This window comes from Arthrobacter sp. 01T414, assembly GCF_056398965.1.
In genome coordinates this window covers 225399-249367 of sequence record NZ_JBFTQK010000004.1, presented here as the reverse complement: position 1 = coordinate 249367, position 23969 = coordinate 225399, and the positions used below count along the sequence as shown (strand labels likewise).

The following is a 23969-nucleotide window of genomic DNA, read 5'->3' as shown; positions in this document are numbered from 1 at the left end:
TCTTGACGGTTCCTTAACGCCTCGCGGGCGGTTCGCGGCCCGCGGCTGTTGCACCGTGAGGACCGTCTGGGTCCGGCATCAGGGAGCCATGGATCTCGAGGTACAGGATTGGACCCGGGGCTGCAGGCAGCAGACGATACCTGCGGTGCCGGGCTGCCCGGTAGACGTGTCCGAAGGGGTCCTGAACCCGAACCTGGTCGAGGGCCCTGTGGTGGGAAAGCCGGCGGTTTATCTCTTCCAGGTCGGAGGGATGGGACGCAGAGCCCTCAACCAGGAGGGACCACCTTTGGTGGGCAGGTGCAATCCCTTGGTCCAAGGCCACGACCTCGAACAGGTCGGCGATCAGTTCATCCACGGACGCGGCCGGGAACCTTCGCATCCGGTGCTCGTCGGAATGCACCGTCTGGGCGCTCAACCACGCCTTTTTGAGCCAGTGGTATTCAACCGGACCGAGCGCGTGGCCAAGCACCAGGCGGCGATCCGGATTCAGCATCAGTCGGTAAGCGGTTCCCTCGCGGTCCAGGATGCAGGCGGCCTCAGCGGTGTATTCGAAGGCGTTCAGCAGATCACTCTCGGTGGGGTGGTACGAAAAGTCCCCGCTGTCATCGACAGCGATGAAATCCCGCACGGGCGCGGCAACCACTCCGGACGATCCGTGAATCGTCTGTGCGCTCCCGGCCATGGGGTCCAGTCCTTCCGCAGCTCCGGCCCGGCAGTCCGCCGCGGCCCTCGCTTCCCAGCACACCACTAACGCCCCGTCCGCGGAATAGTCTTAACACGTTCCATACGTCGGCGGCCGGTAAATTCACGGCCTCTTAACGCGACACGACCCGGCGGCCGGCCAGTTACGCGGACACTAGGGACCTCGTCAGGATGGTCCCGCCCACGCCCGCAAGGACGGCACCGGATCCGCCGGTGACTACCCGGTGGACCCGGGGCCGGGCCAGGACCGCGGAGACCTTCTTGAGCGACTGCACCAGCACGACGTACCACGCCAGCGCGGTGAGCAGGAAGATGCAGGCCATCAGGGCGTGCTGGCCCAGCGGCGGGAGCGGGCCGAGGTTGAACTGGGGGAAGAGGGACAGGTAGAAAACGGCGACCTTGGGGTTCAGCAAGTTGCTCACCACCCCCTGCAGGAAGGGCGAGCTGCCCTTGAACCGCAGCCTGGGTTCCGGCGCCGGTCCCTGGCTGCGGTGCCGGCCGAAGGCTTCACGTAGGGCGCTGATCCCCAGGAACAGCAAATACGCGGCACCGGCAACCCTGATGGCGGTGCCAAGAACTTCTGAGGCCGCGAGGAGCGCCGTGACGCCGAGGACGGCGAGGAGGGCGAGGATCGTGTTGCCCACCATGATCCCGGCCGCCGTCGACGCCGCCGATCCGGGCGAGCGGTGGGCGTTCTTCAGCACCAGGGCAAAATCGGGGCCGGGGACGACGACCACAACAACGCACGTCAGCGCAAAGGCCATCAGCTGTTCGAGGATCAAGGACTGCTTCCGGTGGAATGGATCTTCGGCCCGTTTTCGGTGCCATCACAGTGTAGCCGCGAGAACATAAACAGCCCCTCCGGAGAGTTACTCCGGAGGGGCTGAGCGGTCTTCTAGGAGAAGTATTCCGGCAGGCCGGGCCTTCCTGAAAGCTTAGAGCGGGCGGATGTTCTCGGCCTGCGGGCCCTTCGGACCCTGGGTGACGTCGAACTCGACCTTCTGGTTCTCGTCCAGCGAGCGGTAGCCGCTGGAAGCGATTGCCGAGTAGTGGGCGAAAACGTCGGCCGACCCGTCATCCGGGGCAATGAAGCCAAAACCCTTTTCGGCGTTGAACCATTTAACTGTGCCTGTAGCCATGCCTTTATCCTTCTGAAACGCTGCTGATCTCCGGCGGCCACGCAAGGCCAACGGCTGCGGAGACATTCGTCCGCTGTCCCCAACGTACGGGGCGCGGGGCCGCGGTGCAAGGGTCTGAGTGCGGGAGTTAATCCCGGGCTGAGGCTATAGTCAGCTCACCATGTCAACAATCTCGGTGGTAATTCCCACCCGGAACGATGCGCAGCTGCTCGCCGTGTGCCTGGAGGCACTCAGCCGGCAGAGCCGCCGCGCCGACGAGGTGATCGTGGTGGACAACGGCAGCACGGACAACACCGCCGTGGTCTGCGCGGCCGCCGGAGCGCGGCGGATTGCCGTGGAGCTGCCCGGGATCGCGGCGGCCACCGCCTGCGGGTTCGATGCGGCGGACACGGGGATCATCGCGCGCCTGGACACCGATTCCGTCCCGCCCGTCGACTGGCTGGAACGCGTCGAAGCCATCCTGGACCGGGCCGGGCCGCTCTCCGCGGTGAGCGGACCAGGAAACTTCTACGGCGGCACATGGTTTACCCGCTGGGTGGGCGGACGCGTCTGGATTCCCGGATATGCATGGGCGATCGGACTCCTGCTGGGGCATCCGCCGCTGTTTGGCTCCAATTTCGCGCTGCGTGCCGCCGTCTGGGAAAAGATCCGGGGAACGGTCCACCGTGGACAGCCCGCGGTCCACGACGACCTCGACATTTCCTACCAGATCCCGCCGGAGGTGTCCGTGACCTGGGAGCCTGCGCTGCGGGTGGGGGTCTCGGCCCGGCCGTTCGAGAGCCGGCACGCCGTCGGGCGCAGGCTGCGGATGGCGTGGACGACGTTCGCCGTCGAGTTCAGGGGCGAGCCTCCGTTGCGCCGGCGCCGCCGTCGTAAGCGGTGGGAACGGACCCACCGCCGCTAGCCGGCAGGCGGCGTTCGGCCCGCGCCGGCGTAGAGCGCTACCAAGTCCCGGCTCATCTGGTGCGGCGACGTTTCGCTGGGGCTGTGGCCGCCCCGGTAGACGGCGATCTTCGCGCCGATGGCCTGCGCGAAGCGGCGGTGCAGCGCCAGCGGCCAGAGGTCGTGTTCCCCGACGGCGACGAACTTCGGCAGCTCCGCCGCGGCCAGGACCGGCCTGAGGTCCGGGGCATGCTGCATCAGCCCGAAGATGTCCCGCACGGCTTTCCGACGGGTGAGGCGGAACCGGGACCGCACAAAGCGGATGCGGTTGGGTGCAACCCGGACCACGTTGCTGCGGATGCCCCAGATCATCAGCGCCGCACCCACCCGGGCGCTGGCCCAGCCGCTGAACCGGCCGATCCGCTGGACGCCGCGGAAGCTGTTGCCGGGCTCGGGCGGGCAGCTGAGCAGTGTGAGGCTGCGGAACAGCTCGGGCCGTTGCGCGAACGCCAGCTGCGCGACGATCGCGGCAAAGGAGTACCCGACGACGTGGGCGGCGCCTTCCCCGGCCTCGATCAGGGCAATGAGATCGTCGGTGAAGAGCTGGTAGTCGTAGTGCTCCCGCGGCGGGTGGAGGTGCTCGGGCCCGGCGTCGGCGGACTCGTACTGGCCGGCGATGTCGCAGCTAAGCACAAAGTAGCCGGCGGCCGCGAGCTGGGGCAGCATCAGCGAGAAGTCTTCCTTGGACCCGGTGGCGCCCGGGACCAGCAGGACCCGCGGATGGGCCGGGTCGCCCATGGACAAGGTCGCCAGCGCCCCGCTCGGTGCCTGGAATTCGCCGCGGACGGCGCCCGGCGGCGGGACGAACCAGTCGACGTCGGGCAGGGCAGCGTCCAGCCGGGCCGCCTCGTCAACCAGCCCCGAGCCGAAGACTCCGGGGTCCGGTTCCGGTGCGCCCGGAATGCTGCGGCCTGTTGACGCCATGGACTAAACATAGCCCCCGACGTCGGCCCCGGGTCTTAGCGGCCGGCCACCTTGTGCACGAAGGCGTGCAGGCGGCGGTAGACCTCCTGCGACTCCGGATAACGGAAGTCCTGCTGCCAGGTGTGTTCGGTGTTTGGGGCGTCCCAACCGTAAATCAGCGTGTCGACGTGCACCTCGTGCTCCCGCAAGCGTTGGATGAAGTTCAGGTTGGCGGCGTAGAAGAAGTCGCGTTCCGAGGTGGTCACGAAGACCGGCGGGAACCGGGCGTCGAGCCACTCGATCGGGGACAGGAAGCCGGCCGCGCTGCGCAGCTCCGAGATCCGGCGGCGGCCCTTGCTGCGTGTTGACCGGGGCAGGAGCATCCGGACGAAGTCCAGGCTGAGGACGAACCCCTTTTCGAAGAACACGGAGAAGTCCACCACGCTGCAGTGCTGGACCAGCCCGCGGAGGCTTGCGGCGGGGGCCGCCGGCGTCAGGGCGTAGTGTCGGGCGAGTTCCGGGCGGATGCTGGCCGCGGCGAGGAGGGCTGCGATCTGGCCGCCGGCCGAGTCGCCGCCGAGGACAATCCTGGCGGGGTCGCCGCCGTAGCCGACGATGTTGTCGCGGACCCAGCCCAGCGCCGCGTTGGCGTCCTGGAGGACGTGGGCCATGTGGAAGCGCGGGGCCCGACGGTAGTTCACGTTGACCGCGACCATCCCGCCCTCGGCCTGGCTTGCGCAGTACTTCGTCAGCGAGGTCTTGTCGCCGGAGGTCCAGCCCCCGCCGTGAAAGTAGACGTAGACCGGCAACGGGCCGCCGTCGCGCCCGGCGGCGGGGCTGATCACGTCAAGGCGGTGCGCCCGGATGCCGTCGCCCACGAAGTCGATGTCATGGAAATAGTCGACGCCGGTGACGGGGTCGGCGTTGAAGCGGGCGTTTTCGCTCGGGCCCAGCGAGTGCATCAGGACCCGCCAGGCCCACACCGGCACCCGGCGCAGCACGCTGCGTGCGCGGCGTGCGAGTCCGAAGGCGCCCCCGGCCGACTGCGACCGCGGGGCCGCGGAGGGCGGCAGTGCGGGCTGCTGCTGGGGTGGCCGGACCGCCGGAGTCATGCCTCAATTCTAACTGGCACGGCTGTGCTATCACCCCCCCGGGCGCATCGGCCGGGTCCGTGCCCCGGACGCCATGCCCCGGACCCGGGGTGGCGCTCAGTCCGGCAGTTCGCGGACCGTGCCGGAGGCGCCGTCGACGGTGACGCGCTGGCCGGTCCGCAGCCGTGTGGTCGCGTCCGGCACGCCCACCACCGCGGGAATCCCGTATTCCCGGGCCACCACGGCGCCGTGCGAGATGACGCCGCCCATCTCCATGACCAATGCGCCCGCCGTCATGAAGAGCGGGGTCCATCCGGGGTCGGTCGAGGGGGCCACCAGGATTTCGCCGGGCTCAAGGCGGGCGCCCACCGGATCCAGGATGACCCGGACCATCCCGGTGGCGGTTCCTGCGGACGCAGGGGTCCCGGACAGGGCTCCGGCTGCCGGCGTCTTCGCCATCACGGCGGCCTCCACGTCCGTTCCGTCCGAGAGCAGCAGGCGCGGGATGTGGCGGCGCCGGAGCTCGACGTCGTACAGCCGGCGGCGCTCGGCGACAAGGGACTGCATGGACGCGCCCCGCAGGGCCACGTGGAGTTCGTCGAAGTCCAGGAAGAACACGTCGTCCTCCGCGGCGAGGGCGCCTGCCCGCACCAGTTCCGTTCCGACCAGCAGCAGCTGGCGGTGCATTTCGCCGAGGATCTTCACGATGTGGAATTTCGGCAGCTCCCGCAGGCCGGACAGCTCCCGGACCTGGTGCAGGGAAAGCTCCAGCAGCCGGGCGCGCCACTTGCCGTGGGCGCCCGCGCGCTCCACCAGGCTGCGGATTCTCTCCTCGGCGTGCTCGGCGGCCCGGCGGAACTGCCGGTCCGGTGCCTGCTCAGGGTCCTCCACCCGGAGGTAGTTGGAGATCATGCCCAGGATGTGGTCCGGCTCCTCCGACCAGCGCGGCATGCCAAGATCGATCTCCGCCACGGCGCGGTGGCCGTAACGGGCCAGGAAATTCCGAACGCCTTCCTGTGCCGGCGCAGGAAGGGACCCAGAGCGGTAGGCCGCGGCCAGCCGGTCCGGAGGTTCCGCCAGGAAGGGCTCCCGCGAGGCGGTGTCGGCCCCGATACGTACCGCCAGCTGCCAGAGTTCAAGGTCCATCTCCGTAGTCACATTGTGCGGCAGCCCGCGCAGCACCGCTTCCAGCTCGCGGGGCTGGGCGATGCCACGCAGCAGCCGTCGGGCTACCGCCAACATGATGTAGCCCACGGAAGGTGCCGGCAAGGTTGCGCTAATGAGGCCGTCAATGGTCCGGTTGGTGATCTGTTCGGCGTAGTCGAGCCGCTGCAGGGCGGTGGCAGGTTCGGGCAGCACCAGCGCGGCTTCGAGTCGTTTACCGTAAGCCTCCGCGCGGCGGAGCTCCGCCGCGGGCCGAAGCGCGGCGCGGACCAGCGCCGGGACCAGGCCCAGGATCAGGCCGAGGCTATCTCCGGCCTCCGTGACGCGGCGCCGGGAACCGCCTCCGGAGGAGCGTGCCTTGGACGGAATTTTCAGGCGGCCGCTGACCGCGAAGCGCGGGTCGGCCAGCAGTTCGGGGAAGATCGCAGCTGACCTGCCGTCCGCCAGGGGGAGCATCCGCGTCAGGTAGCGTCGTCCCCATTTGTTCTGCACCACTGCGGTCAGATCCACGTACATGCGCAGCCCGGGGTTGACGTAGCGCCAAGGCCCTTTGCGGTTCCGCATCACGCCGAGGGCCGCGAGGCCGATTGGCGTGATGGGACGCGTGAGTCCCTGGAGCAGGGTGCCGCACAGGTAGACCCGCGTTCCGCCGGCCGGATCCGGGGCAATGGCAGTCCGGTCACCGGAGAACGGATCCTCCAGCGGATACAGCGTGGTGATGGGACGGGACTGCGTCAGCCATGCCTTGCCCGCGGCGTCGATGACCCATTCCGCATCCTGCGGCGAGCCGAGGAGGCGTTGGGCGGCCTCGCCCAGCCTGGTGAGTTCGCCGAGCTCTGCATCGGTCAAGCTGAACCCGGGCGCCGGATCGCCGCTTCCCCGCGCGCGGCGCAGGACGGCCGCCGTCGCGGTTTCCATCGTGAACTGGTCCGGATTCACCGCACCGGACACCACTGCCTGGCCGGCTCCGACGCTGGCGTTGATGACGGTCTCGGTCCGGGTTCCGGTTACCGGGTTGGCGGTGAACAGCACGCCGGCGGTGGCGGCGTCGACCATGATCTGGACGACGACGGCGAGCCCCACCTCGCGGTGGCTGATGCCGTTCGCGGAGCGGTAGGCCACGGCACGGTCGCTCCAGAGCGAGGCCCAGCAGCGCCGGACGGCATCGATGACGGCCTCGGCGCCGGTGATGCCGGTGAACGAGTCCTGCTGGCCGGCGAAGCTCGCGAAGGGCAGGTCCTCGGCGGTGGCCGAGGAGCGGACCGCCACGGCGGGCTCCGCACCCAGGGCGGCGTAGGCCGTCCGCAGCGCGGCCTCGACGCCGGCCGGGACCGCCGCCGCAAGGATCAGTTCGCGGGCGCTGGCCGCCAGGCGGTCCAGGTCCGCTGGTTCCAGGGCGGCCATTCGGCCGGATCCCGCGCCCGTCGCTGGGGCGGATCCTGTGGTACCGCCGTCGGCGGTCCCCGCGGGGGCGCCGTCCAGCAAGGCGGCCACGGCCGCAAGCGCGGACGGCACCGCCTGCCGGTAGGCGTCGGTGGTCAGGCAGAAGCCACGCGGCACCGGAAAACCGGCCTCGGTCAGCTTCCCCAGGTTGAGGGCCTTGCCGCCGACAAGCCGCAGGGGAGCGGTGCCGGCCCGGACCAGATCCAGCACAAAGCCGTCCGGCACCGCATCGTCCAGCACATGGCCCTCCGGTGCAGCGTCATCCGGCCCGTCGACGCCAGCTTCGGAACGCATGGCACGCGCGCCTAGTCTGCAGCCGCGTCGCCGGTGTCCTCCCACTGGACGTCCAGGTTGCGGAACACCGGCGGAGAGTCGCACAGGGCCGCCATCCGCGCCGCGAAATCGGAGGTCTCCGGCCGCCGGGAATTCTCCATGGCCGACTCGTAGGAATCGAACTCGACGATGGTGAGATAAGTCCCGGGCCGGTCGCGGTCTGCGGTGTTCAGGATCCGGCGGAAGGTCGGGGCGGTTTCCCCCTCGGTTCGGGAGGGCCGTCCCAGGGCTTCGATTTCCTCGATCCGGGACGACTGGTATTCGATGATCTGCACAAACCTGGCCATGACGGCTCCTTGACGGTGCGGGTGCTGATGCGCCTCACGGTAGACCTGCCGTCCCGGCAGTGCAAGAGCGGCAAGGCAGGAGTCCTGGCCTCCACCCGGCCGGTCCGGCTAGGGAGTCAGCAGGACCTTGATGGCGCGCCGCTCGTCCATCGCCCGGTAGGCCTCGGGAGCCTCCTCGAGCGGCATGACGACGTCGAACACGCGGCCCGGGTTGATGGTGCCGGCGAGTACGTCGGCGAGCAGTTCGGGAATGTAGGTCCGGGCCGGAGCCATGCCCCCGCCAATCGAGATGTTGGTGTCGAAGAGGTAGCGCAGCGGGATCTCGGCGCCGCCGGTCGGCACGCCGACGAATCCGAGGCCGCCGCCGGGGCGGACGCTGTGCAGCGCCTGCTCCATGGATTCCTTGGTGCCGACGCATTCCAGTACGGAATCGGCCAGCACCCCGCCGAGCAGCTCGCGGACCTTGGCCACGCCGTCCTCGCCGCGTTCGGCCACGATGTCCGTGGCTCCGAACTCGCGGGCGATGGCCTGCCTGTCTGCATGCCGGGACATCGCGATGATCCGCTCGGCGCCGAGCCGCTTGGCGGCCAGGACGCCGCACAGGCCGACGGCGCCGTCGCCCACCACGACGACCGTCCGGCCGGGGCCCACCTGCGCCGCGAGGGCGGCGTGGTGTCCGGTCGCCATGACGTCCGAGAGGGTTAGCAGGCTGGCGCGCAGCGCTTCGTCCGGCTCGGTGATGCCCGGAACCTTGACCAGGGTGGCGTCGGCGAGCGGAACCCGGACCGCCTGGCCCTGGCCTCCGTCGATGGCGAACCCGGCGTCGTCTTTGCCGCCCCAGCCGGCCAGGTGGTCGCAGGCGACCGTGACCCCGTTCAGGCACTGCGGGCACTTGCCGCAGCTAACCACGAAAGGTGCGATCACCAAGTCCCCCACGGCCAGTTCCGTCACCGCGTCGCCGATGCTTTCGACCAGGCCGATGAACTCGTGGCCGATCGCGCGCGGCTCGTTGGTGGGCCGGACGCCGCGGTACGGCCAGAGGTCGGAACCGCAGACGCAGGAGGCGGTGACTTTGACGACCGCGTCCGTGGGCTGCTGGATGGTGGGGTACTCGCGGTCTTCTACCCGGATGTCGCCGGGGCCGTGGATGATCGTGGCGCGCATTGGGGGCTCCTGGTTTAGTGGATAAGGGTTTGGTGGATAAAGGGTCTAGTGGATAAAGGCTGGAAAAGAGTCTAGTCCTGGACGGTGGAAGCCGCTCCCGGGCGGAGCAACTGGCCGATCCGGTCCTGGACCCTCAACTCCGGGGCGGATTCGTGGTTGAACAGGATGCGGTAAATGACGGGCGCCACCACCGTGTCGACAATTTCACGGGCGGCCGGCGCGGTCTCGCCGCGGGCTTCGGCCAGCGCCCGAATCTCCTCGAGATGGCCGTGCATGAGCGCGAAATAGTCCCGCGTCACGGCGCCGTCCGCCAGCATGTCACGCAGTACCTGCCGCCCCAGAGGCGACGAGAATTCCTCGACGTAGGGGATGAACCACGCCTCCATATCGCCTCTGAGCGAACCGGTGTCCTCCACCTGTTCGGGCAACATCCGGTTGGACGCGACGGCGGCGAGCAGCCGCGGCAGGTCACCCCACCGCCGGTAGATGGTCGAGGAATTCACCCCCGCCCGCTCCGCCACCTGCGGCACCGACAGGACCGAACGGTCGCCGTCGTTCTCCTCCAGCAGCGTGCGGACCGCCTGGTGCACCGCCTGCTGGACGCGTGCGCTGCGGCCGCCCGGCCGCGGAGTCGCTGTAGCCATCATCACACCATACTAAGGCAAAAATTCTGCTTTAGCGCCAGTTTCCGGTGCTAACCTCTTAATGCATAGATTGTGCTTTAGTCGTTCCATGAGTAGGCAGGGAAAGCATTGAAGAACACCGGTACCGCGTTCTGGCTGCATGCGGCGCTCCTAACGGTCTTCATCGGGGCTTCGTCGGCGCCGTCGCCGTTGTACGAGTTCTACGCCAGGGAATGGGGCCTCGGCTCCGCCGCCGTAACGGTCATCTTTGCCGTCTACGCGGTGGCCGTGCTGCTGACCCTGCTGGTGGTCGGCTCGCTGGCGGACCATCTCGGTACGCGGCCCGTGCTGCTCGGGGCCGTGGCGCTGCAGATCGGAGCGATGATGACCTTCGCGTTCGCGCCCGGTCCGGAAATGCTCCTCGCGGCGAGGGCCCTGCAGGGCGTCGCTACCGGTGCGGCCATGGGCGCCGCCGGGGCGGCACTGCTGGCCTTCGAGGGAACCGTCCGCAGCGGCCGGGGCTCCCTGGTGAACAGTGCGGCCTCGCCCGTGGGGCTCTCCATCGGTGCGCTCGGCTCGGCATCCCTGGTCCGCTTCCTGCCGGAACCTACCAAGACCGTGTACTTTTTCCTCGCGGCCCTGCTCCTGGTGCTTGGAACCGCCCTGCTCTGGCTGCCAAGCGCGGGCCGGATTGCCCCCGGCTGGCTCCGTTCCCTGGTGCCCGAGGCGAGGGTTCCCGGTGCCGCGCGCAAGACGATGGCCGCGACCATGCCCGTAGCGGCCGCCACCTGGGCGCTCGCCGGCTTCTACCTTTCCCTCGGTCCGAGCCTTGCGCATTCGATTACGAAGGACAGCTCCGTGCTGGTGGGCGGGCTGGCGCTGTTCGCACTCTTCGTCCCGGGTGCCTTGGCGATCCTCGTCGTCCGCCGCTGGTCCGACCGGAACACCCTCCTGACCGGCGTCCTCGCCCTCATCGCCGGAATATCCCTGACCGTGCTCGCCGTCCAGCTGGGATCCGCACCGCTCTACTTCACCGGCACCATGGTGGCAGGCGTCGGCTTCGGCAGCGGCTACTTCGGGGCGATGCGGATGACGCTGCCGCTGTGCGGGCCGCATGAACGCATTGGGATGCTCTCCAGCATCTACCTGATCTGCTACCTCGGCTTCAGCGTCCCCGCCGTGGCCGCGGGTCTGCTGGTCCCGGTTGCGGGGATGAAGAACACCACATTGGTTTACGGTTCAGCCCTTGTGCTGGCCGCCGTCCCTGCCCTTGTATTGATCGCCAGGGGCCCCCGTATGAATCGCATCAATGTGGCTGCTGCGTAAGCGGCGGCCGCCCGAAAGGAACTGACATGACGTACACGCTCCCAGCCAACACCGCGGACCGGCCCATTACCGTCATCGGAGGAGGCGCGCTGGGCAGGCGCATTGGCCTGATGCTCTCGCTCCAAGGCGCAGAGGTGCGCGTCTACGACACAGACCTTGCCGTGGCAAGGGCAGCTGTCGAATACATCGCAACGCAGCGCCACCGCACCGTGGAAGAGCTCGGGGGCACATCGGCTGTCCGGCTCGCGGCGAAGGATAATCTTGCCGAAGCCCTCAGGGATTCGTGGCTTGTGGTCGAGGCGGTCCCGGAGAAACTGGGCCTGAAGCAGGCGATCTTCGCCGATCTCGACCAGCTGGCGGACCCGGATGCCGTGCTGGCGAGCAACTCGTCGTCCTTTGCCTCCGGCGAATTCATTGGCGGCGTGACGCACCCGGAACGGGTCCTGAACATGCACTTCTACATGCCCCCGGCGGTCCGGTCCGTGGAGCTGATGTCCAGCGGGCACACCGACCCTGCGCTCATCGAACTGCTGATGGCCGAGCTGCCCAAGTATGCGCTGGTGCCGCACCGGGTCCGCAAGCAGAGCACCGGCTTCATCTTCAACCGGATTTGGGCCGCGATTAAGCGGGAGTCCCTCCTGGTGGTGGCCGAGGGCGTCGCCGAGCCGCAGGACGTGGACGCCTTGTTCGCCGACGTCTTCAAGTCCGAAACCACCCCGTTCCGTTTCATGGACGAGGTGGGCCTGGACGTGGTCCTCGACATCGAAAACCACTACTGCGAGCTGGCCGGGACGGAAAACAAGTCCGCCCCGCTGCTCCAGGACTACATCGGAAAGGGCTGGCTGGGGGTCAAGAGCGGCCGCGGCTTCTACAACGACTACTCCTGACCCCGCGGTGCCCTACACGCTGCCTTAGAAGCCCAGCGAAATACCGCGATCGGCCACGTTTTCGATGCTCGTCTCAGCCAAGGATTGCCTCGCACCACACTTGCGTCCCGTCGGCCTTGTGCAGCATGGCGCGCTCTGCCGAGGTCCAGTACCGGACCCAGAGGATCTTTCCGTCCGGGGTCGCGAGTTCCACCGTTGCGGGGGCGGGAACATGGCCGGGCCGGCACACCATCACGGGGGCGCCGGCCGCCAGGCCCAGCCAGTTGGTGACCCACACCATCTCCGCGGGCGGCGCCTCAGACTGCTTCAAGCACGCTGACGTAGTTCGCAATGCCCACGCCACCCATGTTCTGCACCGCGGCCCGGCGCGGCGCGGCCAGCTGCATGTCCCCGGCGGTGCCGGTGAGCTGCATGGCCGCGATGACGTGCTGTGAGACGCCGGTGGCCCCGACTGGGTGGCCCTTGGCCTTGAGGCCGCCCGAGACGTTGATGGGCAGCTTGCCGTCCTTGAAGACCCAGCCCTCCTTGACCGCGCGGGCGCCCTGGCCCGGTTCGGTCAGGCCGATGGCCTCGTACATCAGCAGTTCGGCGATCGTGAAGCAGTCGTGGACCTCCGCGAAGTCCAGATCCGCCAGGTCGACGCCGGCCATGCCCATGGCGCGCTGCCAGGAGGCGCGGGTCGCGGCGAAGGCGGTGGGGTCGCGGCGGTCGGTCGGGAAGAAGTCGTTCGCCTGGCCGAAGCCGGCGAGCCGGACCGGGGCGGTGGCGCCGCCGGTGGGGCCGACGCTCAGCACGACGGCGGCGGCGCCGTCGGAGACGGGGGAGCAGTCGGTGCGGCGCAGCGGGTCGGCGACCATCGGGTTCTTGTCCGAGACCGTCTGGCAGAACTCCTCGCCGAGATCCTTGCGCAGCTGGGCGTAGGGGTTGTCCACGCCATTGCGGTGGTTCTTCGCGGCGATCGTGCCGAGCACGTCCGATACGGCGCCGTAGCGCTTCTCGTAGTGCTTGGCCACCTCGGCGAACAGCCCGGTGAAGCCGGTGCTGGAGGGCTTGCCGGCCATGTCGTAGTCGGCGCCGAGCAGGGCCGCGCCCACGACGTCGGCGCCGGCCTGGGTCATCTTTTCGGCGCCGATCACCAGCACCGTCTTGGCCGTCCCCGCCAGCAGCGACTTGGTGCCCTGCTGGAACGCGGCGGATCCGGAGGCGCACGCATTCTCGACCCGGGTCGAGGGCACGTTGGCGAGTTGCTCCGAGACCTGCAGGGCCAGCGAGGACGGGAACGCCAGCGGCATCATCCCCGAGTTGAACTGGCCTACGTAGATCTCGTCGATCTGGCCGGGCTCGATCCCGGCGTTGCCGATCGCCTCGGTGGCGACCTGCACGATCAAGGACTCGAGGGTCTCGTCCGTGAGCTTGCCGAAGCGGCTGTGGCCCCAGCCGGTGAGCAGGACGTCCTTGCCGAACTGGTCCTTGAGGCTCATGCCGTTGCCCCTTCCAGGGTGCTGGCGTCACGGGCGGTGCTGTCGTCGGCGGTGCCGGCGGCTTCGAGGGAGGGGGCGACGTCGAACTCCGCCTCGGTCTTTTCGCGGATTTCCGCCACGCTGACGCCGGGCGCGAGCCGGGTGAGGGTGAGCCGTCGGCTGCCCGTTCCGTCTTCCGGCTTCACCAGGTCGAACACCGCCAGGTCGCTGATGATGCGGTCCACGCAGCTCAGCCCGGTCAGCGGCAGGGTGCATTCCTTGACGATCTTCGCGGTGCCGTCCTTGGCGTTGTGTTCGGTGAGGACCACCACGCGCGGGGTGCCGGCCACGAGGTCCATGGCGCCGCCCATGCCCTTGACCATCTTGCCCGGGATGGTCCAGTTGGCCAGGTCGCCGGCGCCGGAGACCTGCATGGCACCGAGGATCGCGACCTTGACGTGGCCGCCGCGGATCATGCCGAAGGAGGTGGCGGAGTCGAAGATGCTGCCGCCGGGCAGGACCGTAACGGTCTGCTTGCCGGCGTTGATCAGGTCCGCGTCCTCCTCGCCCTCGTAGGGGAAGGGGCCCATGCCGAGCAGGCCGTTTTCGCTCTGCAGCACCACGCGCACGCCCTCACGCAGGTTGTTGGCGACGAGCGTGGGGATGCCGATGCCGAGGTTGACGTAATCGCCGTCGTTGAGTTCTTCGGCCGCGATGGCGGCCATTTCATTGCGGGTCCAAGCCATGATGATTCTCCTGAAAAGTGTGGGTGGCGGCGCTCAGGCCTGGTTAGACGGCGACGGCGACGGCGGCGTTGTCCGTCCCGGACGCTTCGGCGCGGGGCCGGACTGTGCGCTGTTCGATGTCCTTGACCCTGTCGCTGGCCTGGACCAGCCGCTGGACGAAGACGCCGGGGGTGACGATGTGGTTCGGGTCCAGTTGCCCCGGTTCGACGATCACTTCGGCTTCGGCGACGGTGACGGCCCCGGCCGTGGCGACCACCGGGTTGAAGTTCTGCGCCGTGTAGCGGTAGATCAGGTTGCCGTCCGTGTCGGCGGTGTGCGCGTGGACCAGGGCGACGTCGGCCTTGATCGCACGCTCCTGGACATACGTCTCGCCGTCGAACTCCGCCAGCGGCTTGCCTTCGGCGACGAGGGTGCCGACGCCGGTCTTGGTGTAGAAAGCCGGGATGCCGGCGCCGCCGGCGCGCAGGCGCTCGGCGAGGGTGCCCTGCGGGGTGAACTCGACCTCGAGCTTGCCGGCGAGGTACTGCTCCGCGAAAAGCTTGTTTTCACCCACATAGGATGCGATGACCTTGCGGACCTGGCCCGCCTCGATGAGGACGCCCAGTCCCTTGCCGTCCACGCCCATGTTGTTGGAGACCACCGTCAGGTCCTTGACGCCGGAATCCCGCACGGCCTCGATCAGGTCTGCGGGGATGCCGCTGAGGCCGAAGCCGCCTACCGCGAGCGTCAGACCGTCCCGCAACACGTCCTGCAGCGCTGCTGCCGCGCCGGATTTCACCTTTGACATATGGATCTCCTCATTGAGCCGTGAAGTCTCCGGCTGCCATGGCCTGAGCCGCGGTGCCGGCATCCACTTTGTGGACTGTCTGCCTGATGAAGGAGCCTATGGTGTGGCGTGGAGCACTGTCAACGCAGAAAATCAGGGAAAATTGGCGCATTTCTAGAGTGTGGACGCTAGGCTTGATCTTGTCCACAATGTGGATACATCGCTAGGAAAGTTAGCTGCAAGGAGAGCCCGCATGACGTCTGCCCCGGTTCAGGGAGCCCAGGTGGTAAGCCGTGTCGCGGCCCTGCTGAGGATCGTGGGCCGGAGGCCGGAAGGCTCACCGCTCGTGGAACTGGTCCGCGAATCCGGGCTGACGCGCCCCACCGCCCACCGGCTGCTCACCTCGCTGGCCGCCGAGGGCCTGCTGGACCAGGATCCGCACACCGGCAACTGGGTGCTGGGCCCGGAAATCCTGCTGATGGGATCCGTCGCGTCCGCACGCTTTCCACTGGAAGACATTGCCCGGCCCAGCCTGCGCCGGCTGGCCGAGGAGACCGGCGAGAGCGCCTTCTTCTCGATCCGCCGCGGTGCCGAGACGGTGTGCCTGCTCCGGGAGGAGGGCAGCTTCCCGGTGCGCTCCTTCGTGCTGCATGAGGGTGTCCGGTTCCCGCTGGGGGTCGCTTCCGCCGGCACTGCCATCATGGCGTTCCTGCCCGCGGCCGAGCAGGAAGAGCTGCTGGCCGGCTGGACGACCCACGCCGGGAGCTTTGCCGCAGCGCACAGCGAGGAGGTGGTCCGCGCCAACCTGGAAGCGACGCGGCAGGCAGGCTACTCGGTCAACCCCGGCCTGGTGCTGGAGGGCAGCTGGGGGATGGGTGCCGCCGTTTTCGACCAGCGCGGCCGCCCGGCCTGGGCCCTGTCCCTGACCGGGATTGAACCGCGTTTCCGCGAAGACCGCCGCGAACAGCTGGGACGCCTGCTGATGGACGAGGCGCACCGGATCTCCCTGCAATTGCAGGGCCCCTGAACCGGCACCGCGGCCGGCTGCGTCCTCGGCGCGCTACTGCTTCCACCAGGTGTCGAAAATGGTGACTGGAACGGTGCGCTTGTGCCGGGTCCGCAGGTATTTCTGCTCGATCAGCTCGGCCGCCGCCTCGGGGACGTCCCGGCCCTCGAGGTAGTCATCGATGGTGTCGTAGCTCAGGCCGAGTTCTTCCTCGTCCGTGCGGCCTGGCTTGTGATCCAGCAGGTCAGCCGTCGGGACCTTCTCCCAGATGCGCGCCGGGGCGCCGAGCTCGGCCAGCAGCGCACGGTTCTGCCGCTTGTTCAGGCCGAACAGCGGCAGGATGTCCGCGCCGCCGTCGCCGAACTTGGTGAAGAAACCGGTCACGGATTCCGCGCCGTGGTCGGTGCCGATCACTAGGTAGTTGTGCTCCCCGGCCAGGGCATACTGCGCGATCATGCGGGTCCGGGCCTTGGTGTTGCCCTTGTGGAAATCGGAGATCCCGTTGCCGACTGTCTTCTCGAACTCGTCCTCGAAGCCGTCCACCGCGGCGGAGATGTTGAAGGTCCACTCCGTCTTGGCGCGCACGAAGTCGAGGGCCGCCTGGGCGTCGTCCTCGTCGTGCTGCACACCGTACGGGAGCCGCACCGCGACGAAGTTCGCCTCCACGCCCTCGGCGTCGAGCTCCTCGACCGCCAGCTGGGCCAGCCGGCCGGCGAGCGACGAGTCGAGGCCGCCGGAGATGCCCAGGACGAAGCCCTTGGTGTGGCTCGCCTTGAGGTAGTCCTTGAGGAACGTGACGCGCTTACGCACCTCCCCGGCGGGGTCGATCCGGGGCTGCACGCCCATTTCTTCGATGATCTTCGCCTGGAGTTCACGCATGCCTCAAAGCCTAGCCAGCCGTGTCAATCGGGCTCAACTGTTGCTGCCGCTCCGGTGCCGCCGCCCGAATCCGGAAGTGCCGCCAAAACCCCTCCCGCGGGCACCCTGGCAGGCGTAGCGTATGGCCATGGAGACGACGGGATGCGTGGTGGCCGGCGGCGGTCCGGCCGGGATGATGCTTGGCCTGCTGCTGGCCCGGGCCGGCGTGCGGGTGACGGTCCTGGAAAAGCACGCGGACTTCCTGCGCGACTTCCGCGGCGACACCGTGCACCCGTCCACCATCCGGCTGATTGACGAACTCGGCCTCGGCCGGGAGTTCCGCCGCCTGCCGCAAAGCCGCCTCAAGAGCGTCGTGTTCCCCGTCCCCGGCGGGCCGCCGGTAACCATGGGCGACTTTGATTCCCTCAAGCCGCCGTACAACTACATCGCGATGATGCCGCAGTGGGATTTCCTGAACTTCCTTGCCGCGGCGGCGGCCGAGGAGCCTGGATTCACCCTGCTGATGAGCCATACGGCCACCGGCCTGGTCCGCGACGGCGGCCGTGTCCGCGGGGTCCGGTTCCGCACCCCGGACGGCAGGCAGGACGAACTCCGGGCGGACCTGGTGGTCGCGACCGACGGCCGGCACTCCGTGCTGCGAGCGGCCGCCGGGCTCGCGCCGAAGGAGTTTCCGGTGCCGTTCGACACGTGGTGGTTCCGGTTGCCGCGCCACGCCGCTGAGAGCGGCGAGGTGGCGGGGCTTGTGCCGGCGTTCGGCCCCGGGGAAGCGCTGGTGGCACTGACCCGCAACGACTACTACCAAATGGGCTACCTCGCCGCGAAGGGAGCCGACGTCCGGATCCGCGCGGAAGGCGTGGAAAACTTCCGACGCCGGATCGCGGCGCTCCGCCCGGACCTCGCCGACCGCGTCGACGCCATCCGGTCCCTCGATGATCTGCACTGGCTCGACGTCCGGCTGGACCGGCTGCAGACCTGGCACATCAACGGACTGCTGTGCATCGGGGACGCCGCCCACGCGATGTCGCCCGCCGGCGGCGTCGGCATCAACCTCGCCATCCAGGACGCGGTGGCGACGGCGGAGATCCTGGCTCCGGCGCTGCTGAGGGGCCGGGTCACGACGGCGGACCTCGGACGCGTTGAACGGCGCAGGCGCCCGCCCACCGTGGTGGTGCAAACCGCGCAAAGGCTCATGCACCGCGCGGTCTTTGGCCCGATCATGGCCGGAAAGCGGACCAAAGTTCCGGCCGCGGCGCTCTTCGTGGTGCGTCACGTTCCGGCGCTGAGGAGAATCATTCCCAGGCTCATTGGCTTCGGACCCCGTCCCGAACACGCCCCCGCGTTCGCGCGCCGTTCCGAAGCCCGGCCCCAGCCCCACCCCTAGCACTCCGAATTCGTCGATTGCTCCGAAACGGCCCTTTTGGACGCCCATAACGGCAGTTATGGAGCAGCGGATGGGGCTCAGCCGTGCGCGGCGAGGTAGCTGATCAGGCCGTCGACCGTGGCGACGGCGGGATAGTCCCGCTCCGGGATGTCCACTCCGGTCGCCGTGTCGATGGTTTCGACGAGCCGCAGGAAATCCAGTGAGTCCAGCTCCAGGTCCTGGCGGAGCCGGGCGTCGCCGCCGACGTCGTCCAGTTCCACATCCGGTGCGACTTTGCCGAGCGCGGCCCGCACCGCAGCCCGGGCATCCTGTTCATTCATGGTCTCTCCGTCGTTACGGTTCTTCTGGTGTTCACAGCTCGTCCGGTTTCTGCAGCAGTTCCTCGATCCGGGCCAGGAAGCGTGCGCCGCGCAGACCGTCGCTGACCCTGTGGTCGGCGGAGAGGGTGGCGGTGGCCGCGAACCGGACGCCGAGCATCCCGTTTTCCGCCCAGGGCTGCTCCAGCACGCGGCCAAAGCCCACCATGGCCACCTGCGGCGGGTAGATCACCCCGTAGACGCTGTCCACGCCGAGGTCGCCGAGGTTCGTCACGGTGATGGTGGGGTCGGCCATCTCGGCCCGTTGCAGCCGCCCGGCCCGTGCGCGGACGACCACGTCCCGCAGCTGCTCCATCAGTTCGTCGAGCGCCAGGGTGTCGGCGTCATGGATCGCGGGTGCCACCAGACCGCCCTGGCGGAGGGCGACGGCGACGCCCAGATGGACCGCATCGCTGGGCCGGAAGGAGCCGTCCAGATAGAAGCCGTTGACCTCCGGAAACTCCTTGGCCGCGAGCGCCGCCGCCTTGAGCAGCAGGGCGGAGGGCACCAGCCGGGATGCCACCGGCCGCTGCGCGTTGACGGCCTGCATCCAGCCGACGGCGGCGCGCAGGTCCAGCGTGGTGCTCAGGTAGTAGTGCGGGATGGTCTGCTTGGAGCGAGTCATCAGCGCCCCGATGGCCCGGCGCAGCGCGGCCACCCGCTCCCGGGCCTCAGACGGCTTCTCCGCAGCCTGCTTCTCCGGGACCCGTTCCTCCTGTGCCGGCACCGCAGCGGCTTCAACGGGCGGTTCGACGGGGCCGACGGCGGGCGCTCCGGCCGCAGCCTCCCCCTCCCGCGGCCCGGCCTCCGTCCGGCGGGCGGCGGCGTCCTGCACGTCGCCGACGGTCACGGCGCCGTCCGGTCCGGTGCCCGGAACGGTGGGCAGCTCGACGCCGAGTTCGGCGGCGAGCCGCCTGGCCCGGGGCGAGGACCGCACCCGTCCCGTACCCGCAGGCCGGGCGGCGACCGCGTGCTCCACATCCGCCCGGGTGACCGCTCCGTCCTTGCCGGTGCCGCGGATCCGTCCCGTGTCCACGCCCAGCCGGTGCGCGAGGTGCCGGACGGGCGGCGTGACCGGCGGCGCCTCCACGCGCGGTACGGGCGGCGCGATCGGCGGGGCCTCCACGCGCGGTACAGGCGGCGTGACCGGCGGGGCTTTCCGGGGAGCCGCAGGCTCCGCGGCAACGGGCGGGGACGGGGGTTTCTCGGGCGTCGGTGCCCCAGCCTCGGCAGGGGTCTGCGTGATCCTTGCCAGCGGCGTACCCACCGGCACGGTCTGGCCGATCTCGACGAGGAGGTCCGCGACCACACCCTCCTGGAAGGACTCGACGTCCATCACCGTCTTGTCCGTGTCCACCACCGCCACGAGGTCCCCGCGCCGGACGTAGTCGCCGGGCTTGACCAGCCATTCGACGATCTTGCCGTGCTCCATGTCGGCCCCGAGCGAGGGCATCAGGAAGTCACCCACGCGCGCCGACCGCCTCCCGCGCCGCCGCGACCACGCGCTCCGCGGAGGGCAGCGCGGCCAGTTCCAGGTGCTTGGAGTAGGGGATTGGCACCTCGGCGCTGCAGACCCGGCCCACGGGGGCGTCGAGCTCGAAAAACGCGTGTTCGCTGATCCGGGCGCTGATTTCGGCCGAGATGCTGCCGCTGCGCCAGCCTTCATCCACCACCACGGCACGGTGCGTCTTAGCCACCGAGGCGAGGATGGCGGCGTCGTCGAGCGGCCGGAGGGTGCGCAGGTCCAGCACCTCGGCGTCGATCCCCGCGCCGGCGAGCTGTTCCGCGGCCTCAAGCGTGAGGGGAAGCGTCCCGCCGTAGGTGATGAGCGTGACGTCGGTGCCGGGCCTGCGGATGGCGGCGCTGGTGATGTCCACCGCGTCGGCGTCCTCGGCGAGCTCGCCCGGGACGTTGTAGAGCGAGCCGTGCTCGAAGATCAGCACCGGGTCCGGGTCTTCCAGCGCGGTCCACAGCATTCCGCGGGCGTCCTCCAGGGTGGCAGGGGTGAGGATCCGCAGCCCGGGGATGTGCGCGTACCAGCCCTCGAGGCTGTGCGAGTGCTGGGCGCCAAGCTGGCGTCCCGCCCCGGTGGTCATCCGGACCACCAACGGCACGTGGAACTGGCCGCCGGACATGTGCAGCAGGGACGCGGCGTTGTTCACCAGCTGGTCGAGGGCGAGGAGGCTGAAATTAACGGTCATGATCTCCACGATGGGTCGCAACCCGCCGAGCGCAGCGCCAATCCCGGCGCCGACGAACCCGGACTCGGACAGCGGAGTGTCGCGGATCCGTTCCGGTCCGAACTCTTCCAGCAAGCCCAGGCTCACGGCGAAGGAGCCGCCGTAGGCGCCCACATCCTCGCCCATCAGGAAAACCCGTTCGTCACGTTGCAGCGCGTCGCGGATCCCGGCCCGGAGCGCTTCCCGGTAGCTGGATTTCATGCCCCGCCGCCTTCCTGCCGGGCGCCGGGCTCGCTGTAGACATAGCGGGTGAGGTCCTCCAGCGGCTCCGGTGTGCCGGCCTCCGCAAACTCGACGCCGGCCGCGACTTCCGCCTCGGCGTCCGCCTGCAGCCGCTCCCAGTCCGCCTCGGTGAGCTGGCCGGCGGCCTCCATCGCGGAGCGCAGCAGCGCGATCGGGTCCCGTTCCAGCCACCGCGCCACCTCGGCCTTGTCCCGATACCGTTCCGGGTCGAACATCGAGTGCGCCCGGAAGCGGTACGTGCGCAGTTCCAGGAAGTGCGGGCCGCCGCCGGCCCGGACGGCGTCGACGGCGCGGCGGGCAGTCTCCTCAACGGCGAGGACGTCCATCCCGTCCACGGCCCAGGCGGAGATCTCGTAGCCGGCGGCCTTGAGCGCAATGTCGGTCTGCGACTCGGAGCGGCCCAGCGCCGTGCCCATCGCGTAGAGGTTGTTTTCGCAGCAGAACAGCACCGGCAGCTGCCAGAGAGCGGCGAGGTTGAGGCTTTCGTGGAACTCGCCCTCCGCGACGGCGCCCTCGCCGAAGAAGCACACGGTGACGCGGGGACGCCCGGCCATCTTGTCCGCCAGGGCCAGCCCGACGGCGAGCGGCAGGCCGCCGGCGACGATCGCGTTCCCGCCGTAGAAACGCGTGGCAGCGTCGAACAGGTGCATCGAGCCGCCGCGGCCGCGGCAGCAACCCTCCACGAAGCCGTACATCTCGGCCAGGATCGCCCCGGCAGACACGCCCCGCAACAGCGCGTGGCCGTGTTCCCGGTAGGTGGCGACGACGGCGTCCTCCGGCGCGAGGGTTTCCAGCACCCCGGCCGCCACCGCTTCCTCACCGATGTAGACGTGCAGGAAGCCGCGGATCTTGGCGGCGCTGTACAGCTCGACGCACTTCTCCTCGAGCCGGCGCACGCGCAGCATCTGCCGCAGCAGGTGCCGTCCGTGCGCAGGGTCCAGCGGGCCTGGGGCCGCCGCCATGGGCCCGGTCATTGCGGTGCCTCGTGCCCAGCGCCCGGCCCAGCGCCAGGCGCTATGTCGGGTGCTGCTTCGGGCGCAGCTTCCGGTGCCGCGGGTGTCCCCGGCGGCGACTCGATGGTGGACGTGTCGCCCTCCGGGAGCCCGAGTTCGCGGGCCTTCAGCAGGCGGCGGAGGATCTTCCCGCTGCGGGTCTTCGGCAGCGCCGTCGTGAAGTCCAGCAGCCGCGGCGCCACCGCGGGGCCCAGCCGCTTGCGCGCGAACCCGATGATGTCCAGCTGCAGCTCCTCGGACGGCTCCCAGCCGGGGCGCAGCTCCACGAAGGCCTTGACCACGTCGCCCGCGACCGGGTCCGGGACGCCGATCACGCCGGCCTCGGCCACCGCCTCGTGCTCCATCAACGAACTCTCCACCTCGAACGGGCCGATCAGATGCCCCGAGGACTTGATCACGTCGTCGCCCCGGCCGACGAACCAGTAGTAGCCGTCGGCGTCGCGCTTGGCGAGGTCGCCGGTGAGGTACCAGCCGCCCACGAAGCACCGCCGGTAGCGCTCCTCCTCGTGCAGGTAGCCCCGGAACATCGAGGGCCAGCCGGGCCGCAGGGCAAGTTCGCCCATGGTGTCAGGCTCGGTGACCAGCACCGCCTGCCCGTCCCTGAGCACCGGCTTGTCCTGGGCGTCCCGCGCCACCAGCGCCGCTTCGATGCCCGGCAGCGGCCGGCCCATGGAGCCGGGGCGGATCTCGGTGGCCGCAAAATTCGAAATCATGATCCCGCCGGTTTCGGTCTGCCACCAGTTGTCGTGCACCGGCTGGCCGAAGGCTTCCTTGCCCCACACCACCACCTCCGGATTGAGCGGTTCGCCAACGCTGGCCACAAAGCGCAGGGCGGACAGGTCGTGCCCGGCGGCACGGTCAGCTCCTGCCTTCATCAGCATCCGCAGCGCGGTGGGGGCGGTGTACCAGACGCTGACGTGCTGCTCGGCGAGGATCCGGTACCAGCGGTCCGCGTCCATCTCCTCCTCGTCCACGATGCTCGTGACGCCGTGACTGAGCGGGGCCAGGACCCCGTAGGACGTGCCGGTTACCCAGCCGGGGTCCGCGGTGCACCAATAGATGTCCTCCGGATGCAGGTCCAGCGCAAAGGTGCCGGTCGCGTGATGGGCGGTGACGGCGTCGTGGACATGGATGGCGCCCTTCGGCGTCCCGGTGGTGCCGGAGGTGAAGTGCAGCAGCGCCATGTCCTCGGGCTGCGTCGCCGCGATCTGCCCGCCGGCCGGTGCTGCCTGCATTAGCCCGGCCAGGTCCAGGGTGCCCGGCTCCGGGGCGCCCTCGGCGTCGGTCAAAAGCACATGCCGCAGCTCCGGGAGGGAGTCGCGCAACTGGGCGACCTTCCGCCGGTAGAGCGCCCGGGTGGTGATGAGCACGCGCCCCGACCCCAGCTGCAGCCGCTGCCGCACCGGCTCGGGGCCGAAGGCGGAGAAGAGGGGACAGAACACGCTGGCGTTCTTGAAGGTACCGAGCATGGCGATGTACAGCGACGGATTGCGGCCGGTGAGCGAGAAGACGCGCTCGCCGCGCCCGACGCCGAGGCTGCGCAGCACCGCGGCGAACCGGCTGCTTTGCTCCGCGAGCTCCGCGTAGCTGAGCGCGCGGCTGCTCCCGTCGGCCCGGATGAAGCGCAGCGCCTCGCGGCCGCCGAGCCCGCCCGCCGCGTGCCGGTCGGCGGCCTCGAAGGCGATATTCAGGCCCCGGCCATCCGGCAGCCCGGACAGTTCCCGGCGGGCGTGATCCCAGGAGAAGGCCGCGCAGCTGGCGTCGTAATCCATCAGATTGGGCCGGACCCGGAAGCTGCCGGGATCCTTGGGAATGGCCGGCCAGCGCGTGGAAGGTTCGGTTCCTGCCGTCATGCTTACATCGGACGCCCGCCCC

24 protein-coding genes are annotated in these 23969 nt (G+C 69.4%); 5 read left to right on the top strand and 19 right to left on the bottom strand.

Annotated features, from left to right (window positions below; genetic code table 11):
* Positions 1-13: 13 nt before the first annotated feature.
* The 3 genes from AC1DK9_RS11245 to AC1DK9_RS11235 all read right to left on the bottom strand — a co-directional run bounded on the left by AC1DK9_RS11245 (position 14) and on the right by AC1DK9_RS11235 (position 1841).
* Positions 14-682: a hypothetical protein gene (locus tag AC1DK9_RS11245; protein WP_476915970.1), complete on the bottom strand. Its 669-nt coding sequence runs from the start codon at positions 680-682 to the stop codon at positions 14-16.
* A 163-nt stretch (positions 683-845) separates the two neighbouring features.
* Entirely contained in the window at positions 846-1484 is a 639-nt protein-coding gene (locus AC1DK9_RS11240; protein WP_476915969.1) for a LysE family translocator, read from the bottom strand.
* Positions 1485-1637: 153 nt separating this feature from the next.
* Positions 1638-1841: a cold-shock protein gene (locus AC1DK9_RS11235; RefSeq protein WP_013599688.1), complete on the bottom strand. Its 204-nt coding sequence runs from the start codon at positions 1839-1841 to the stop codon at positions 1638-1640.
* Positions 1842-2001: 160 nt separating this feature from the next.
* Here AC1DK9_RS11235 and AC1DK9_RS11230 point away from each other — a divergent pair, with 160 nt between their 5' ends.
* Entirely contained in the window at positions 2002-2745 is a 744-nt protein-coding gene (locus tag AC1DK9_RS11230) for a glycosyltransferase family 2 protein (RefSeq protein WP_476915968.1), read from the top strand.
* On the opposite strand, the gene AC1DK9_RS11225 is transcribed toward AC1DK9_RS11230, so the two are convergent.
* From AC1DK9_RS11225 to AC1DK9_RS11200, 6 genes are all read right to left on the bottom strand, one after another.
* Positions 2742-3707: an alpha/beta fold hydrolase gene (locus tag AC1DK9_RS11225; RefSeq protein WP_476915967.1), complete on the bottom strand. Its 966-nt coding sequence runs from the start codon at positions 3705-3707 to the stop codon at positions 2742-2744. The genes AC1DK9_RS11230 and AC1DK9_RS11225 overlap by 4 nt on opposite strands.
* A 35-nt stretch (positions 3708-3742) precedes the next feature.
* Positions 3743-4798: an alpha/beta hydrolase gene (locus tag AC1DK9_RS11220; protein ID WP_476915966.1), complete on the bottom strand. Its 1056-nt coding sequence runs from the start codon at positions 4796-4798 to the stop codon at positions 3743-3745.
* Positions 4799-4894: 96 nt separating this feature from the next.
* Positions 4895-7678, bottom strand: a complete 2784-nt coding sequence (locus AC1DK9_RS11215; RefSeq protein WP_476915965.1) for a PEP/pyruvate-binding domain-containing protein — start codon at positions 7676-7678, stop codon at positions 4895-4897.
* An 11-nt stretch (positions 7679-7689) separates the two neighbouring features.
* Positions 7690-8004 carry a hypothetical protein gene (locus AC1DK9_RS11210; protein WP_476915964.1) on the bottom strand — a complete coding sequence of 105 codons (315 nt, stop codon included), beginning with the start codon at positions 8002-8004 and terminating at the stop codon, positions 7690-7692.
* A 108-nt stretch (positions 8005-8112) separates the two neighbouring features.
* Entirely contained in the window at positions 8113-9168 is a 1056-nt protein-coding gene (locus tag AC1DK9_RS11205; RefSeq protein ID WP_476861147.1) for a zinc-dependent alcohol dehydrogenase family protein, read from the bottom strand.
* Positions 9169-9239: 71 nt separating this feature from the next.
* Entirely contained in the window at positions 9240-9812 is a 573-nt protein-coding gene (locus AC1DK9_RS11200) for a TetR-like C-terminal domain-containing protein (protein WP_476915963.1), read from the bottom strand.
* 108 nt (positions 9813-9920) lie between these two features.
* Between AC1DK9_RS11200 and AC1DK9_RS11195 the strand changes: the two genes are divergently transcribed.
* Both AC1DK9_RS11195 and AC1DK9_RS11190 read left to right on the top strand, forming a co-directional pair.
* Positions 9921-11117: an MFS transporter gene (locus AC1DK9_RS11195; protein ID WP_476915962.1), complete on the top strand. Its 1197-nt coding sequence runs from the start codon at positions 9921-9923 to the stop codon at positions 11115-11117.
* A 26-nt stretch (positions 11118-11143) separates the two neighbouring features.
* Complete coding sequence (locus AC1DK9_RS11190; protein ID WP_476861144.1) at positions 11144-12004, top strand: 3-hydroxyacyl-CoA dehydrogenase family protein; 861 nt, start codon at positions 11144-11146, stop codon at positions 12002-12004.
* A 73-nt stretch (positions 12005-12077) separates the two neighbouring features.
* Here AC1DK9_RS11190 and AC1DK9_RS11185 read toward each other — a convergent pair whose 3' ends face one another.
* Genes AC1DK9_RS11185 through AC1DK9_RS11170 form a run of 4 tightly spaced genes read right to left on the bottom strand, consistent with a single transcriptional unit; the run spans position 12078 to position 14997 of the window.
* Positions 12078-12314: a hypothetical protein gene (locus tag AC1DK9_RS11185; RefSeq protein WP_476861143.1), complete on the bottom strand. Its 237-nt coding sequence runs from the start codon at positions 12312-12314 to the stop codon at positions 12078-12080.
* The gene (locus AC1DK9_RS11180; RefSeq protein WP_476861142.1) at positions 12301-13485 is read right to left on the bottom strand and encodes an acetyl-CoA acetyltransferase; all 1185 of its coding nucleotides are present in this window, start codon (positions 13483-13485) and stop codon (positions 12301-12303) included. The genes AC1DK9_RS11185 and AC1DK9_RS11180 overlap by 14 nt, the downstream gene beginning before the upstream one ends.
* Entirely contained in the window at positions 13482-14210 is a 729-nt protein-coding gene (locus AC1DK9_RS11175) for a CoA transferase subunit B (RefSeq protein ID WP_476861141.1), read from the bottom strand. Before AC1DK9_RS11175 ends, AC1DK9_RS11180 begins: the two co-directional genes overlap by 4 nt.
* A 43-nt stretch (positions 14211-14253) precedes the next feature.
* Positions 14254-14997: a CoA transferase subunit A gene (locus AC1DK9_RS11170; protein WP_476861140.1), complete on the bottom strand. Its 744-nt coding sequence runs from the start codon at positions 14995-14997 to the stop codon at positions 14254-14256.
* Between the two features lie 232 nt (positions 14998-15229).
* On the opposite strand from AC1DK9_RS11170, the gene AC1DK9_RS11165 reads away from it, so the two are divergent.
* Positions 15230-16003, top strand: a complete 774-nt coding sequence (locus AC1DK9_RS11165) for an IclR family transcriptional regulator (RefSeq protein ID WP_476861139.1) — start codon at positions 15230-15232, stop codon at positions 16001-16003.
* A 33-nt stretch (positions 16004-16036) separates the two neighbouring features.
* Here AC1DK9_RS11165 and nadE read toward each other — a convergent pair whose 3' ends face one another.
* The gene (gene nadE / locus AC1DK9_RS11160; RefSeq protein ID WP_476915961.1) at positions 16037-16861 is read right to left on the bottom strand and encodes an ammonia-dependent NAD(+) synthetase; all 825 of its coding nucleotides are present in this window, start codon (positions 16859-16861) and stop codon (positions 16037-16039) included.
* A 127-nt stretch (positions 16862-16988) separates the two neighbouring features.
* Between nadE and AC1DK9_RS11155 the strand changes: the two genes are divergently transcribed.
* Entirely contained in the window at positions 16989-18242 is a 1254-nt protein-coding gene (locus tag AC1DK9_RS11155; RefSeq protein ID WP_476915960.1) for an FAD-dependent oxidoreductase, read from the top strand.
* A gap of 77 nt (positions 18243-18319) precedes the next feature.
* Here the strand turns inward: AC1DK9_RS11155 and AC1DK9_RS11150 are convergent, their stop codons facing one another.
* From AC1DK9_RS11150 to acsA, 5 genes are read right to left on the bottom strand one after another with little or no spacing between them, the layout of a single operon-like run.
* On the bottom strand, positions 18320-18562 hold the full coding sequence (locus AC1DK9_RS11150; protein ID WP_175322176.1) for an acyl carrier protein: 243 nt from the start codon (positions 18560-18562) through the stop codon (positions 18320-18322).
* 31 nt (positions 18563-18593) lie between these two features.
* The gene (locus AC1DK9_RS11145) at positions 18594-20066 is read right to left on the bottom strand and encodes a dihydrolipoamide acetyltransferase family protein (RefSeq protein ID WP_476915959.1); all 1473 of its coding nucleotides are present in this window, start codon (positions 20064-20066) and stop codon (positions 18594-18596) included.
* Entirely contained in the window at positions 20059-21039 is a 981-nt protein-coding gene (locus tag AC1DK9_RS11140) for an alpha-ketoacid dehydrogenase subunit beta (protein WP_476915958.1), read from the bottom strand. The genes AC1DK9_RS11145 and AC1DK9_RS11140 overlap by 8 nt, the downstream gene beginning before the upstream one ends.
* Complete coding sequence (pdhA, locus tag AC1DK9_RS11135) at positions 21036-22043, bottom strand: pyruvate dehydrogenase (acetyl-transferring) E1 component subunit alpha (protein ID WP_476915957.1); 1008 nt, start codon at positions 22041-22043, stop codon at positions 21036-21038. The genes AC1DK9_RS11140 and pdhA overlap by 4 nt, the downstream gene beginning before the upstream one ends.
* 8 nt (positions 22044-22051) lie before the next feature.
* Positions 22052-23947 (bottom strand): acetate--CoA ligase, encoded by a 1896-nt coding sequence (gene acsA, locus AC1DK9_RS11130; protein ID WP_476915956.1) that lies wholly within the window; start codon positions 23945-23947, stop codon positions 22052-22054.
* Positions 23948-23969 lie beyond the last annotated feature (22 nt).